Origin of the sequence: Thermosinus carboxydivorans Nor1, assembly GCF_000169155.1 — a bacterium.
Lineage (GTDB): Bacteria > Bacillota > Negativicutes > Sporomusales > Thermosinaceae > Thermosinus > Thermosinus carboxydivorans.
On sequence record NZ_AAWL01000002.1, the window covers coordinates 253,692 to 268,213 of the forward strand.

Sequence of the window (14,522 nt, forward strand, 5' to 3'; positions counted from 1 at the left end):
CAGATTATACAAGGCTGGCACAAATCGCTTTTGTATCACGAGCGATAACCAGTTCTTCATTAGTCGGGATGACAAAGATTTTGACCTTGGCACCATCAACGCTGATTTCCTGGGCTTTTCCACGAATATTATTCTTAACAGGATCAATGCGAGTTCCCAAGTATTCCAGTCCATTGCATATTTTATCACGCATACTCGGCGAATTTTCTCCTAGACCGGCTGTGAAGACAATGGCATCGACGCCCCCCATAGCCGCTACATAACCGCCAATAAACTTCTTTACTTTATAAGCAAAAATATCAAGAGCAAGCTGCGCTCTTTCATTACCCGCGGCGGCCGCTTCCTCAATATCCCTAAAATCGCTCGATACGCCAGATATTCCTAGTACGCCCGATTTTTTGTTGAGGTAGGTATCAATTTGGTCAGCGGTCATTCCTTCTTTCTTCATGAGGAACGGAATAATAGCTGGATCGATTTCGCCGGAACGCGTCCCCATGACCAATCCTTCAAGAGGAGTAAAGCCCATGCTGGTGTCGACCGACTTGCCGTACTTCACTGCAGCAATACTTGCCCCGTTGCCAAGGTGACAGGTGATAATGCGCAGATTACTCATATGTTGCCCCATCAGTTCCGCGGCGCGTTGCGACACATACTTATGCGAGGTGCCGTGGAAACCGTACCGCCGCAGACCGTATTTTTCGTAAGCTTCATACGGTAACCCGTACAGGAAAGCATGCTTAGGCATAGTTTGGTGAAAAGCGGTATCAAAGACGCCTACCTGCGGCACACCCGGCATAAGTTCGGCGCAGGCGTTAATACCAAGAATATTGGGCGGATTATGCAGCGGCGCCATCTCGATGCAATCTTCCAGCGCCTTCATAACCTCAGGTGTAATGAGCACCGAGTCGGCAAATTTTTCGCCGCCATGAACGACCCGGTGGCCGACAGCGGAAATCTCCTTCATGCTGGAAATCACGCCGTAATCGGGGTGCGTGAGAGCATCCAAAACCATTTTTATGCCAATACTATGGTTTTTTATGTCGCCATTAAGGACAACCTTGTCTTTGCCCGCCGGCTGGTGGGTTAGTACAGAACCTTCCAGGCCGATGCGTTCCACCAAACCTTTAGCCAGAACAGATTCGTCTTGCATGTTGAACAACTGATACTTGATTGAAGGAACTACCACAGTTCACGACTAAAACTTTCATAAAAATCCCCCTATCTTTATTTCTGGACAGACCACTAGACCATCAAAAATCCATTTTTCGACACCTGTATTAAATTCCCTGCATAGAGCACCACGTTTTGAAAAAAATGTTTGGCGCTCATAGTATTTGCAGGATTAGGGATATCATTACGCAAAGAGATATTTACTTATCCCGACTACATTTTCCACCAAGAGGTGAAGACCGTGCAAGCAGTTGGCACGATTGTCGAATATAACCCTTTTCACAACGGCCATCTATGGCATTTGACCCAAGCCCGTGCCATTACGGGTTGTCCCTATATTATCGGCGTTATGAGCGGTAACTTTGTCCAGCGCGGCGAGCCCGCTATTTTCGATAAATGGACCAGGGCGGAAATGGCCGTGCGCTGTGGCATGGACCTCGTGCTAGAACTGCCTTATGTTTATGCCGTTCGTAGCGCTCAATATTTTGCCGCTGGCGCCGTCCGCCTCCTAAGCGCTTTAGGCATTGTTACTCATCTTTGTTTTGGCGCCGAACAGGCTGACCTTGCCTACCTCGACAAAGTAGCCACGGCCCTGGCAGAGGATAAAGTAAATGCTTCCATCGTTCGTCACCTGAAAAAGGGTGGTACCTACGCCGCCGCTCTGAGCACAGCCGTAGAAGAAACCGGACTGGTTACCGGCAATACACTAAAGCTGCCTAATAACATACTGGCTGTTGAATATTTGCGAGCGATAAAAAAATATGCGCCGGAACTAGCCCCTGTGGTCGTCCCCCGCAAGGCAGCGAATTACCACGACCAGACCATTACCGGACCTATTGCCAGCGCTACGGCCATCCGCCAGACCCTGATGGATGGCCAAAAAACGCGAGAGTCGGTGCGGCAGGCCGTCCCCGCCGCCGCTCTAGCCATTTTGGAGGAAAAGTTTCGGCTCGGACAAGGCCCTGTTACGCTGGAGCACTTTGCCCCCCTGCTTTTAGCGCGCCTGCGCTCAGCCACGGCACAGTGGCTGGAAAGCCTTCCTGACGTGTCAGAAGGACTGCATTATAAAATTCTTACCGCCGCACAAAAAGCCACCAGTCTGGAAGAGGTTATAGCTGCCGTAAAAAGCAAACGCTACACCCGGACACGGCTGCAGCGCATTCTAATTCACGCTCTTTTAGGAGTAACCAAACCAGATATGGCTTTCTTTGACCGTACCGGCCCACTCTATGCCCGCGTACTTGCCTTCAACGACCAGGGGCGGCTATTGCTTAAAGAAATTCAACGGCGCACCTCTATCCCGATCATCACTAAAACAACAAGGTTTTTAAGCAGTCAAAGTCGTAGCCGCCACGTCCTAAATGATCTACAAGTAATGCTGGCTTACGACACTTTGGCGACTGATCTATATGTACTAGGGTTTCCTAACCGCCACTATCGCTCGGGCGGCTGGGATTTTCGCCGGTCGCCGTTATACATCGCTGCCCCCCCTCCGCCAACAGCGCTTTGATTTTAGGAAGTGCCGCCTCTCCCGCCTGTTCACCTAAAGCGACACATTCATCAAAAGTTTCAAAGGAGCTCGGCGTAATATGGGCCACGTCGGGACGAATGAGAACATCGCAGTAATGCTGACGATGCTTAAAAAGTTCCCGTTCCATGATGTCGATGGATTGGATTATCACGTCGAAAGTATTGGTAATCTTACATACCGTTCCAGCATGCGCAAGGTCAACGGCAATAACAATATTGGCCCCCATTCGCCGGGCTACGTCGATAGGCGTCGGGTTAATCACCGCTCCGTCTACCAGCAGCATATCATTAAGGCGGTGCGGAACGAAAATACCCGGTACCGAGATACTGGCCCGCACTGCCTGAGCTACATCTCCTTCCTGAAAAACAATTTCTTGACCTGTTGTTAATTCGGTAGCTACCACGGCTAGCGGGATGCGCAAGTCGGCAAATTGTTTTTGCTGGGTTAGCAGTTTCAGCATGGCCAAGACTCGTTCCCCGGCAATAATTCCCATTTTGGGGATGATAAAATCCAGCCAATGTCGTCTTTTGGTGTGCTTAGCCAGTTTATAAATCGTGTCTGGGTCCAACCCAGCGCAGTACAAAGCGCCTACCAGGGCGCCTATACTGCAGCCTGCAATGCAGTCGATGGGAATGCCTTCCCTTTCTAGTACTCTTAACACCCCTACATGGGCCAAACCCCGTAGCCCGCCTGACCCGAGCGCCAAACCGATTTTCGGTCGCATACAGCCCTCCTGTCGAAAAAACGAGTTATATTACCTCTACCCAGTCATATATATAGTAACAGACCGTCTAGGGGTGGAGGAGGAGATTTTAGATGAAGATTTGGGGCAGGGGCAGACGATACCGCTCCCGTCTACTAGCATATTTTATGGCTTTTAGCACAGTATTTATTACTATCTCTATGGTAAAATACCCGAAAGAAGCCTTCGACTCAGCAGTGATGGGGCTTAATTTGTGGTGGAATGTGGTCTTCCCTGCTCTGCTTCCTTTTTTTATTCTGTCTGAAATCCTAATGGGTTTTGGCGTAGTCCACTTTATTGGCATTCTCCTGGAACCGCTCATGCGTCCCATATTCAATGTGCCCGGCGTAGGCGCTTTTGCAATGTCGATGGGTCTGGCGTCCGGATATCCTATGGATGCTGTCATCACCTGCAAATTTCGAAAAAACCAGATGTGTACTGCCGTTGAGGCTGAACGTCTACTGTCGTTCACTAACACAGCCGACCCGTTATTCATGTTTGGCGCTGTCGCCGTGGGCATGTTCGGTATGCCTGAATTAGGAGCAACTATCGCCCTGGCTCACTATATTTCTAGTTTTTTAGTTGGAGTAATATTCCGTTATCACGGCCGTCACCGTGATGGGATCACCCAAGACGCGCCAAAACCGTCGGGCAATATCATTCTGCGTGCCTTTCGAGCCCTGTATAACGCCCGGCAGGAGGATAAACGTTCAACCGGCCAATTACTTGGTGATGCAGTAAAATCATCGATGAACACTATCCTCCTGATTGGCGGCTTCATTATCCTCTTTTCCGTATTCTTGCGTATTATCTCTGTCGTCGGCGTCACCGGTATGTTGGAAAAAGTCTTTGCCATCTTCCTCTGTTTTTTTGGTTATAGTTCGAACTTGGCCTCCGCGCTGGTCAGCGGCTTTTTTGAAATAGATCTGGGTGCTATGGCGGCCAGCCAAGCTGATGCACCGCTAGTAGAAAAGGTGGCCATCGCCAGCGCCATCATCGCCTGGAGTGGTCTGTGCGTCCATGGTCAGGTAGCCAGCATTGTCATTGAATCAGGAATACGCATGGCTCCTTATATGTTTGGCCGTCTACTTCACGCCGTTCTAGCCGCCGTTCTTACCGTCCTCCTAATGAAGTCCCCGTTAGCGCTCGGCAGTTATTTCAGCGTCCCGGTTATGTGGAGGCCCGTCGGAGTCAATTCTTGGGCGTTTTGGACAACGCGCATTGAACAGGCAACCTATCAGATTGCCTTGCTAATCGGAATTTTAGTTACCTTTTCTCTCGCCGTTCATATTGCCCGCGAGATTTTTGCCTATGTAAAAAGATAAGGAGTATCGCTCCTTATCTTTATTTATTCCTGTCTGCTTTGCTGCAGGCTTCCATGGCCTTGCCTGATTACCTCCAGCGCCTTTTCCAGGTTAGCCTCAATATGTTTAAAAACTTCGCTAGCATAAATTAGCGCCTGATTGTGCAGCTCTCTAGCTTCTTTTTGGGCTTGTTGGATGATTTCGTTGGCCTGCTCCTGTGCTTGCCGGGTAATAATATTTTCATCTGTTAGTTTTGATATATAGCTCTTAGCCTGATCAATTATGGTTTGAGCCTCCCGTTGCGCCTCGTCCAAAATCCGTTGCCGCTCAGCCAAAATACGTTTGGCTTCCACTATCTCGCCTGGTACGGTTTCCCGGAGTTCGTCCATCAATCGGCCTAGGTCATCCTCCTCGATAATCAGTTTATTAGTAAAAGGAACCTTTGCGGCTTCCACAAGCAAGTTCTCCATCTCATCCAAGATCTCAATCGTTTTCATCCTTGCCTCTCCCACCTATCTAAACGTCTTTACACATGTTGAACTTCATGCAAGCGCCGTAAAATCCGCTCTTCCACACATTGTGGAACCAACCCGCGAATAGAGCCGCCGAACTTTGCCAACTCCTTAATTCCGCTGGAACTGACAAAGGAATACTCACTACTCGTCATCATAAACACTGTTTCGATTACCGGATCTATTTTTTTGATCAATAAGGCCCGCTGAAACTCATATTCAAAATCGCTAAGCGCGCGCAAGCCTCTTACTATGATATTACTGTTTTGCCGCCGCACATATTCGTTAAGTAACCCGGAGAAACAATCGACACGGACGTTGGGAATATGCCCGGTGGCTTCCCGGAGCATCTCAACACGTTCTTCCATGGTAAACAGCGGTTTTTTGTTCGGGTTATGGAAAACAGCCACTATGATTTGGTCGAACAGCTGGCTTGCTCGCGCAAAAATGTCAAGATGGCCATTGGTAACAGGGTCGAAACTACCGGGGCAAACTGCGATGCGCACGATTTAACCTCCTAGAATATACATTATTTTTTTGCGTTGAATAAAACTAATCATTGTTTCGCCATATTGCTGTGTCCGTATGATGTTTAAGTTAAAAAATTGTCATTGATTGCTTCGCGTCGCGAATGCTCGATTACCAAAAGCCCACTTTCCCGCAGAAGGAGACGACTGTCAAGCTTTTCCACTACCGCAGTCGCTAATCCTTTGTTGTAAGGTGGATCGCAAAAAATTAGGTCAAAGTTTTGACCAAGTTGAGCGGCCCGGTCAATGTACCGCAAAGCGTCACTTTTATAGACATGAGTCCGGTCTGCCGATTTGGTGCGAATGATGTTCTCTTTAATCAGAGCAATGCTTGCCGGACTATTGTCTACAAAGATGGCGCTTTTCGCCCCTCGGCTGACGGCCTCCAATCCCAGATTGCCCGTTCCAGCAAATAAATCGAGGACATCGGCATCTAAAACAACAGAGCCCAGAATATTAAATATGGACTCTTTGACGCGGTCAGCCGTAGGCCGCACGTCAAAACTACGCGGCGTTTTCAGTTTTGTGCCTTTGGCGCTGCCGGTAATAATTCGCATGGTAACTCCGTCTTTATGTAAAATAAGCTTATCGTTCAAAGTATAACACATTATACATCTACAGGATTTTTTCCTGCCAAGTCGAAATTATTTGTGGTTATTGGTAAACGAGGTGATTTATGCTTAAACGCTTTGTTGTATACATATTGTTTATTGTTGCTCTCATTTTTATAATGACAGCAGTACACGTTCGGCTAGGGACCATTCGCCAAGTCCAGCCCCTTCCGTCGTCAACACTTAGCGCCCCGACGGCAAAAGTAGCCTTGCTCCCGTTAGACAGCCGGCCAGCCTGCACCCAATTTGTCCAACAACTTGGCCTAATTGGCGCTGTTTCCGTCGTGATGCCCCCGCAAGAACTGCTTGACCACTACCATAGGCCTGCCCACCGGCAAGGTCTCCATCAATGGCTCCGCCAGGCGGCCAAGGACAGTAATGCGGCCATTATTTCCGCAGATATGCTCATTCACGGCAGCCTATTGTCTTCCCGGCTGGCAAATGGTTCGACAGCAGACGTGGAAACAGTAATCAATCTTCTCCAATCTCTCCGGAGGGAAAACCCGGAAATAAAACTTTATGTGTTTAGCATAATTCCCCGGCTACTACTGGCTGACAATCATGCTAACGTTTTATATCAGAAAAAACTGCTTCAGTTCTCTATTTTAAAAGACCAGACCGATATCTTCGAGAACCCTCACGACATAAAAAAACTGGCCACACTTACCGAAGAACTCCCCCCAGAACTGGTAGAGAATTATTTGCGTCTCTACCAGGAAAATTATCGCGTCAACCTTGCCTTGATGAACCTTGTTGAACAGGGAATAATCGACTACCTGGTCATCGGTCAGGATGACGGCAATCCCTTTGGCGTGCCTAACATGGTAAAACAGCGCGTACAACACCACTGGGAAACAGCCATGCATGCAACGAATAAAGTGATGATAACCCGCGGCACCGACGAAGTGGCCTTGACCCTGCTAGGCCGCTTCGCCATGGATTTGTTTCAATATCAGCCGCGCATCTGCGTTGCCTATTCGCATCCAACCGTACCCCAACTGGTTATGCCGTTTATGCCCCACTCTATCCAGACGACGGTGAGTGAAAAGATTTCCCTCGTCAACGGCATCGAGGTTTCTTCACCGGCAGCGGCCGATTTTGTTCTATACGTCCACGCCGGTACCCGTCACACAAGACCCGGTCAACTCCGCGCGGCGGCACGGGAAATTGACGCCCTGCTCAAAGAAGGACGCCAAGTCGCTTTAGTCGACTTGACAGAAAATTTTTTCGCGTCAGAAACACTATTGCCTGTACTGTTAACAGAAAATATTGCTGTCACCCGCTTAGCTGCCTACGCGGGCTGGAACACTACCAGTAATTCGATTGGCACCGCCGTAACACAAGCTGCCCTGTTTTCCAGCCGATTGACAAAAACAGAAAACACGCCGGAGAAACTCGAACTCTATCGGCACAATCTAACATTTCTCGTTGCCCGGATGTTAGACGACTGGTATTACTTGAAAGATGTTCAACCTTATATCAATGAACGTCTCCGCGCTGTCGGCGTCAACCCTTACAACTTGGGTTCGTCCTATTCAAAAACCAATAAGCTCATTGCTAGCCTAATGCAGGACCGCGGCCGCCACTTTTTTCAAAAGGCCTTAGGTAATCGGGAAATCCCGGTTGAAGGTGAAAATAACGTTCGCTTAGTTGTAACCAGCTTAGCAATAGAAGTTAGTCTTCCTTGGGAGCGCACGTTCGAAATCCATCTCGACCCTAGCCTATCCATCGGACTGGTTCGCTAATTATTTCAGCAGACGGCGCGCCCCCAGATAACGCGCAACATAATAATCTTTTTTCATCGAGGTAACTGTGACCTCCCCCGCAGCCGAACTGGCATGAATAAATAAATCGCCGCCAAGATAAATACCCACATGGGAAGGTCCAGGTGCATAAGTACTGAAAAACACCAGGTCACCTGGCTTAAGCTCCGTGCGGCTGACCCATTGCCCTACAGCAAACTGCTCATCCGCGGTACGGGGGACGGTTATTCCGAAATGCTCCAAAACGTAAACAATGAAGCCCGAGCAGTCAAAGCCGCTAGGTGTTTGTCCTGACCATGCATAGGGCGTTCCTAAATAGCGCGTGGCAAAAGCAGCAATCTGTTGTCCTTTTCTTTCATTTCCTCCGCTACGGCTAAGCTCTGGCTGCTCGTGGTATTCACGGATGGCCTGCCAAGTCAGTGCCCCAACCACGCCATCAGGTTCCAATCCTGTTGCCTGCTGAAAACGCATGACCGCCAAACGGGTCTGTATCCCAAACTTACCGTCGACGGCTTCGGTATAGTATCCTAATTCCAGTAGTTTAGCCTGGAGGTACGCGACCTCCTCACCCGCCATTCCCGGTTTTAAGATAGGTGGCAGCGGCTCAACCGGCGAGCCGGCTACCGGGCCTGTTAACAATAAAAGGAGTGTCATGATGGCAAAAAGCGAACCGAAAATGCCCATCCGGCATCTCACCTCACCTAATTCTGTTGTAGATTTCGTGTAATAACTGCTAATTCCTGGTTATTTATTACAAAAATTCTATAGAAAATAACAAAACGGCGAATTTATGTTGACAATACGGCTTTTGTCATGTATACTTTAAAAATGTAAGTGCATCGGGACGTGGCTCAGCTTGGTAGAGCGTTCGGTTCGGGACCGAAAGGTCGCAGGTTCAAATCCTGTCGTCCCGACCATTTTTATCCATAGGGGCGTAGCCAAGTCGGTAAGGCACGGGACTTTGACTCCCGCATGCGTTGGTTCGAGTCCAGCCGCCCCTGCCACAATATGAGAAAAGCAGAAATCCCTGATAAGGATTTCTGCTTTTCTTTTTTTTTTTTACTACTCTTCTTCCGCTTTATCTTTTTTGGCGCTGGCAATAATACCCTCAGCAATACGCTGCGGCACTTCCTCGTAATGGGAGAAACTCATATCAAAACTGCCGCGCCCTTGCGTCATCGAACGCAAATCAATGGAATAGCGGAATATTTCGGCTAGCGGTACTTGCGCCCTCACAATCCCTAAACCTTTGCCAATCGGCTCCATACCCAGAATGCGGCCGCGGCGGCTGTTAAAATCGCCGATTATGTCGCCCATATAGGCTTCGGGAACCGTTACTTCCACATTGTAGATTGGCTCAAGCAGGATGGGCTTAGCTTGAAGCGCGCCTTTGCGCAAGGCCGCCGATGCGGCAATTTTAAAGGCCATTTCCGACGAATCTACATCATGATAAGACCCGTCGAAGAGGTTAACTTTTATATCAGTCATGGGATAACCAGCAATTACACCGCCAGCCATAGCTTCCCGGATGCCCTTCTCTACCGCAGGGAAATACTGTCTAGGGACAGCACCGCCAAAAATGCTTTCAGTAAACTCGAAGCCGCTACCTTGCGGCAACGGTTCAATTTGGAGCCATACATGACCATATTGCCCATGACCGCCACTCTGTTTTTTGTGTTTGTATTCAACTTTAACACTGGAACGAATGGTTTCACGGTAAGGGATCTTGGGATCGCTAAGTTTGACATCGACGCCAAATTTACGCTTCATCCGCTCGACAATCACGTCAAGATGCAAATCGCTCAAACCCCTTACTAGCAGTTGATGCGTCTCGTTATTTTTCTCGAGCATAAATGTTGCATCTTCATCCGCCATACGGCTAAGCGCGTTGGCCAGTTTATCTTCATCACCCTTGTTCTTAGGTTCTACGGCCAACATAAACATCGGCTTAGGATAATTAATCGGCTCGAAAACAATTGGTTTATCCTTGTCGCACAGCGAGTCTCCTGTTTTTGTTTCTTGCATCTTGGCGACCACGACAATGTCGCCGGCATGGGCTACCGTTACGCTATCCTGCTGTTTTCCGCGCATCGTAAAGATATTACCAATACGCTCCGTCTTGTCGCGCGTCACATTATAAATGGTACTGTCAGGCCTCAGCATTCCTGAAAAAACGCGGATGAAACTAAGCCGGCCGACGAAGGGGTCTGCGGTTGTCTTAAAGACTAACGCCGCAAACGGGTCAGAATATGTTCTTTCTAACGCCTCTTTGCTTATAGGATGAAATCCTTTTACCGATCTGACATTAGGAGCGGGCAGGTATGAAATGACAGCATCCAGAAGTTGATGGGTACCAATATTTTTGGCCGCTGAACCGCAGAAGACAGGGAAAATCTTGGCCTGAGCAATGCCTTTCATCAAGCCTTGTTTAATTTCTTCTTCCGATAGTTCTTCCCCTTCTAAGTATTTAGTCAGTAGGTCATCATCGCCTTCAGCAGCTGCCTCAATCAAAGCAAGGCGTGCTTCCTGAGCCCGCTCTTCAAACTCGGCAGGAATAGACATCTCTTCATACTTGGTACCCTGCGGATTGGCGGGCAATAAGGCTTTCATAGAGATAAGGTCAATGAGACCTTTAAATGTGTCTTGCGAACCAATTGGCAGTTGTAGTGGCACTACCCCGTGGCCGAATTTATCTCGCATGACATTTAGGACGTTATCGAAGTCGGCATTTTCTCTATCCATTTTGTTGATAAAGGCGATCCGGGGCAAACCAAGGTCGGCGGCATATTGCCAAACTTTTTCCGTTTCTACTTCCACACCGGCTGCAGCACACAAAACAACAAGAACACTATCAACCGCCCGCAATGAGCCTTTTACTTCCGAAACAAAATCGGCATAACCAGGTGTATCAATAAAGTTTATTTTATGTTCCCGCCATTCACAAGGAGCTAAACTTGCGCTGATTGTGACTTTCCGTTTAATTTCTTCCGGCTCGAAGTCGGTAGTCGCGGTACCATCATCTACCCGGCCCATTCGGGAAATAGCGCCAGAGCTGAACAAAAACGCCTCGGTTAACGTTGTTTTGCCTGCTCCTCCGTGTGCAACAATTCCCACATTTCTTAGCCTGTCACTTTTGTACTCTTTCAACCCGTGTCCCTCCTATACTCTATTTCCTGTCACACAAGTAATGCATCTGTGTGCAATGACTGTAATTTCAGTTCTCTGCCAACTACAAATTTTCCTGCTTTTCAGTTTATTTACAAAAAATTAATAACCGCCTATTTCCGGCGGTTATTAGTATTTCTCGAATTTTAGCAATTTTTACAAAACATGCGCAGTAATTTCCTAAACGGCTTGGGTATGGACATAAAATAAACCTTGAGTTTCACCGTCCTCGCCCCTCCTGCCCCACTATGTATGCTGAGCACTTGCTATAGTGTATGTCGGAGTGGAGCCATTTGTGTCTGCTATTTACAGGTGCTGCAAGATTTTCCCGAGCAGCCAGTGCACCCTCCACCGCTTCGTCCTCCACTTACAAATTGTGATAGAAGTTTCCGAACATCACTGCTCTGGCAGGACGGGCATCGCACCGCGCCTTCCCAGTTTACCCGGCATAATTGGTCAAAACGGACACCGCAGGCGTTGCACTGAAATTCATAAATAGGCATCCTATCAACCTCCCGTTAAGCCTCTTTCGCCTCTTCACTTTCTACGCGGGAAAGAACAAAACACAGATCAGACAGCCGGTTTAAGGCTACCAAAACATGCTCGTTTACACTTTCTTCTCTTGCCAAGCGCCACATCTGCCGCTCCGCCCGCCTGGCCACAGTGCGGGCTACATGGAGCGCCGCCGACCCGGGCGTATCACCAGGTATCACAAACTTCGTCAAGGGCGGTAGCATTACATCAAAACGGTCAATCATCTGTTCCAATTCCCGTACATGTTCAGCGGTAATACGGCTGCCTTTCTCGCCCAAACTGGCTACATCAGCCATTAGCTGCCACAGCATCCGCTGCATGTCATAAATGGCTTGCTTCACTTCCTGTTTAAGACAAAGCGCCCGTGCCAGTCCTAGCGCAGCGTCTGTTTCATCAATGCTGCCGTAGGCTTCTACCCGCAGGCTATCTTTAGCAACCCGTTCACCCGTGTATAGACTGGTATTGCCTTGGTCTCCCGTTTTGGTATAGATTTTCATCTTTCTCCCTCTCTCCCAATTGGCTGCCGCTATTTCATAATTTCATGGGCAGCGAAAAAAAGATCAATTTCTCGCATAGCGCTGCTTGCGCTGTCAGAGCCGTGAATAACATTGTTGTCTACAGACAAGGCAAAATCGCCCCGTATCGTCCCAGGAGCAGCTCCAGCCGGATCGGTCGGCCCCATCATCGTCCTCACTACCTTAATAGCGTTTTCCCCGCCCACAACCATTGCTACTAGCGGTCCGGAGGTAATGAAGTCAATCAGTCCGTCAAAAAAAGGCTTGCCTTGATGTTCAGCGTAGTGATTATAGGCCTGTTCACGCGACAACGTCATCATCTTTAAAGCCAAAATGCGGAGTCCCCGCCGCTCAAAACGGCTGATGATCTCGCCGCACAGTCCTCTGGCAACACCGTCAGGCTTAATTAATACAAGCGTCTTTTCCATATTTTCACCTTGCTTTTTAACATTCGTAATGTAAAGATGATTTATGTAACGCCAATAACCTGCATTTCTACTCCGAAAACTCTACACCTGTTTTCATTCTTTGTTGGTGTCGTGCTAACGACATGGGGGTCTACTCCGAAAACCGGTAATATCAAAATGGGAAATAGAGAAACCGCAGAAGACACGGAATATTCCTTCAGGCATTATTTCACCAATTCCTGATATTTGTTCTGATCGAGCTGCTTAATTACAGCAACAAGAAGCCGCACGGCCGCGTCATAATCGTCGCGGTGAACGATGCTGTTATGGCTGTGAATATAGCGGGTGGGAATACTAAGTACCAGACTGGGCACTCCTTGGGCATGAAGATGAATGCGGCCGGCGTCGGTTCCGCCACCTTCAGTAAACTCTAGTTGGTAGGGAATATGATTTTGTTCGGCCACTTCCACAACAAAATCACGCAAGCCAGTATGAGGAATGAGACTGGAATCATAGATGGAAATAGCCACGCCTTTGCCCAGTTTACTGGACGCTTGGTCGCTTGTTACACCCGGCGTATCTCCCGCCACACAAGTATCCACGGCAAAGGCAATGTCAGGGTGAATTACTCCAGCACTGGTTTTAGCCCCTCTTAGTCCCACTTCTTCCTGCACAGTACCTACACCATAAACGGTGTTGGCGTGCATCTCGTGCTGCAGCTTTTCCATGACCTCAGCCATAATAGCGCAACCGATACGATTATCCCAGGCCTTACCCATCAATAATCGCTCATTGGCCAGAGTAGTAAAGGGACTAAATGGGGTAACCGGGTTGCCTGGCCGCACGCCAAACCGCTCTTTCGCCTCTTTTTCATCCTCGGCGCCAATATCGATGTACATATCTTTTTTCTGAACAACTTTTTTGCGTTCCTCGGGCGAAAGGATGTGCGGCGGTTTACTGCCAATCACGCCGGGAATAGCACCCTTAGTCGTATGAACAGTTACCCGTTGTCCGAGCATGACTTGTTCCCACCAGCCCCCCAGCGTAGTAAATTTCAGAAAACCCTCTTTCGTTATGTATTTGACCATAAAACCAATTTCATCCATATGGGCGGCAATCATAATCTTAGGTGTATCACTGCCACCACGCTTCTTAAAAATCACACTGCCCAGGTTATCAGAACTGACTTCGGCAATACTACTGAGTTTTTGTGTTAGTAGGGTCCTAATGGGCTGCTCAAACCCGGATACCCCCGGCGCCTCGCTAATCTCCTTTAACCAAGCCAAGGTCTTGTCCATGTTATCTACCTCCTGTCAAATTCGGAGTTAGTTTACGGTATAAATCTCATTCCTATTCCCGCAAGTACCATTATATGGTTAGACGAAGTCCTTGTCAAAAACGGCCCAAATAAAAAAACTCCCCGTGTATACCTCGTAACACAGAAGCTAAACAAATACGCACTTCCAGCATATTAAAGGGAAAATAAAATCCCTCCCTAATGATTTAAGATACTTTTTGCGCTGTTACTTCTTTTAGTTGACCTCGTTTTACTTCACGGGCATCTACCTCGGCGGCCTCAAGTTTAGCAACCAGATGCTGACAGGCATCCCACGGATTGACGCGGTCGCCACAAGTAAATACGTCAACAGCGGCGTAGCCCAACTCCGGCCAGGTATGGATGGCTAAATGAGATTCCGAAATAACAACAACGCCGCTGACACCCTGGGGACTAAACTTATGG

General features: G+C 48.4%; 15 protein-coding genes and 2 tRNA genes. 5 read left to right on the forward strand and 12 right to left on the reverse strand.

All coding sequences use genetic code 11. The features are described 5' to 3' along the window. Positions 1–4: 4 nt before the first annotated feature. Complete coding sequence (locus tag TCARDRAFT_RS02855; protein ID WP_269635004.1) at positions 5–1,150, reverse strand: acetate/propionate family kinase; 1,146 nt, start codon at positions 1,148–1,150, stop codon at positions 5–7. 261 nt (positions 1,151–1,411) lie between these two features. Between TCARDRAFT_RS02855 and TCARDRAFT_RS02860 the strand changes: the two genes are divergently transcribed. Further along, positions 1,412–2,680, forward strand: coding sequence for a nucleotidyltransferase (locus TCARDRAFT_RS02860; RefSeq protein WP_007288493.1), 1,269 nt, complete (start codon positions 1,412–1,414; stop codon positions 2,678–2,680). On the opposite strand, the gene TCARDRAFT_RS02865 is transcribed toward TCARDRAFT_RS02860, so the two are convergent. Next, positions 2,595–3,425 (reverse strand): patatin-like phospholipase family protein, encoded by an 831-nt coding sequence (locus TCARDRAFT_RS02865; RefSeq protein WP_007288492.1) that lies wholly within the window; start codon positions 3,423–3,425, stop codon positions 2,595–2,597. The two genes, TCARDRAFT_RS02860 and TCARDRAFT_RS02865, sit on opposite strands and share 86 nt — an antisense overlap. A gap of 92 nt (positions 3,426–3,517) precedes the next feature. On the opposite strand from TCARDRAFT_RS02865, the gene ylbJ reads away from it, so the two are divergent. Then, the gene (ylbJ, locus tag TCARDRAFT_RS02870; RefSeq protein ID WP_007288494.1) at positions 3,518–4,768 is read left to right on the forward strand and encodes a sporulation integral membrane protein YlbJ; all 1,251 of its coding nucleotides are present in this window, start codon (positions 3,518–3,520) and stop codon (positions 4,766–4,768) included. A 23-nt stretch (positions 4,769–4,791) separates the two neighbouring features. Here ylbJ and TCARDRAFT_RS02875 read toward each other — a convergent pair whose 3' ends face one another. From TCARDRAFT_RS02875 to rsmD, 3 genes are all read right to left on the reverse strand, one after another. Further along, positions 4,792–5,244 carry an ATP synthase subunit B family protein gene (locus TCARDRAFT_RS02875; protein ID WP_007288495.1) on the reverse strand — a complete coding sequence of 151 codons (453 nt, stop codon included), beginning with the start codon at positions 5,242–5,244 and terminating at the stop codon, positions 4,792–4,794. A 29-nt stretch (positions 5,245–5,273) separates the two neighbouring features. Beyond that, on the reverse strand, positions 5,274–5,765 hold the full coding sequence (coaD, locus tag TCARDRAFT_RS02880) for a pantetheine-phosphate adenylyltransferase (protein WP_007288496.1): 492 nt from the start codon (positions 5,763–5,765) through the stop codon (positions 5,274–5,276). 86 nt (positions 5,766–5,851) lie between these two features. Next, complete coding sequence (gene rsmD, locus TCARDRAFT_RS02885; protein ID WP_232199074.1) at positions 5,852–6,382, reverse strand: 16S rRNA (guanine(966)-N(2))-methyltransferase RsmD; 531 nt, start codon at positions 6,380–6,382, stop codon at positions 5,852–5,854. Between the two features lie 80 nt (positions 6,383–6,462). On the opposite strand from rsmD, the gene TCARDRAFT_RS02890 reads away from it, so the two are divergent. Further along, positions 6,463–8,142: a DUF4127 family protein gene (locus tag TCARDRAFT_RS02890; RefSeq protein ID WP_007288498.1), complete on the forward strand. Its 1,680-nt coding sequence runs from the start codon at positions 6,463–6,465 to the stop codon at positions 8,140–8,142. Here the strand turns inward: TCARDRAFT_RS02890 and TCARDRAFT_RS02895 are convergent, their stop codons facing one another. Next, positions 8,143–8,844, reverse strand: a complete 702-nt coding sequence (locus tag TCARDRAFT_RS02895) for a C40 family peptidase (RefSeq protein WP_007288499.1) — start codon at positions 8,842–8,844, stop codon at positions 8,143–8,145. Positions 8,845–9,000: 156 nt separating this feature from the next. On the opposite strand from TCARDRAFT_RS02895, the gene TCARDRAFT_RS02900 reads away from it, so the two are divergent. Both TCARDRAFT_RS02900 and TCARDRAFT_RS02905 read left to right on the forward strand, forming a co-directional pair. Continuing rightward, positions 9,001–9,077, forward strand: a tRNA-Pro gene (locus TCARDRAFT_RS02900). Between the two features lie 11 nt (positions 9,078–9,088). Then, positions 9,089–9,164 (forward strand) — tRNA-Gln (locus TCARDRAFT_RS02905). Positions 9,165–9,222: 58 nt separating this feature from the next. Here the strand turns inward: TCARDRAFT_RS02905 and fusA are convergent. The 6 genes from fusA to speD all read right to left on the reverse strand — a co-directional run. Then, positions 9,223–11,307: an elongation factor G gene (fusA, locus tag TCARDRAFT_RS02910; protein WP_007288500.1), complete on the reverse strand. Its 2,085-nt coding sequence runs from the start codon at positions 11,305–11,307 to the stop codon at positions 9,223–9,225. Between the two features lie 320 nt (positions 11,308–11,627). Continuing rightward, positions 11,628–11,828 (reverse strand): FmdB family zinc ribbon protein, encoded by a 201-nt coding sequence (locus TCARDRAFT_RS16330; RefSeq protein WP_071933999.1) that lies wholly within the window; start codon positions 11,826–11,828, stop codon positions 11,628–11,630. Between the two features lie 15 nt (positions 11,829–11,843). Continuing rightward, complete coding sequence (locus TCARDRAFT_RS02915; protein ID WP_007288501.1) at positions 11,844–12,356, reverse strand: cob(I)yrinic acid a,c-diamide adenosyltransferase; 513 nt, start codon at positions 12,354–12,356, stop codon at positions 11,844–11,846. A 29-nt stretch (positions 12,357–12,385) separates the two neighbouring features. Next, the gene (gene ndk / locus TCARDRAFT_RS02920) at positions 12,386–12,802 is read right to left on the reverse strand and encodes a nucleoside-diphosphate kinase (RefSeq protein ID WP_007288502.1); all 417 of its coding nucleotides are present in this window, start codon (positions 12,800–12,802) and stop codon (positions 12,386–12,388) included. Between the two features lie 203 nt (positions 12,803–13,005). Next, positions 13,006–14,079: a M42 family metallopeptidase gene (locus tag TCARDRAFT_RS02925; protein ID WP_007288503.1), complete on the reverse strand. Its 1,074-nt coding sequence runs from the start codon at positions 14,077–14,079 to the stop codon at positions 13,006–13,008. Between the two features lie 205 nt (positions 14,080–14,284). After that, positions 14,285–14,522, reverse strand: a 238-nt coding sequence (speD, locus tag TCARDRAFT_RS02930) for an adenosylmethionine decarboxylase (RefSeq protein ID WP_007288504.1), incomplete at its 5' end; no start/stop codon positions are given.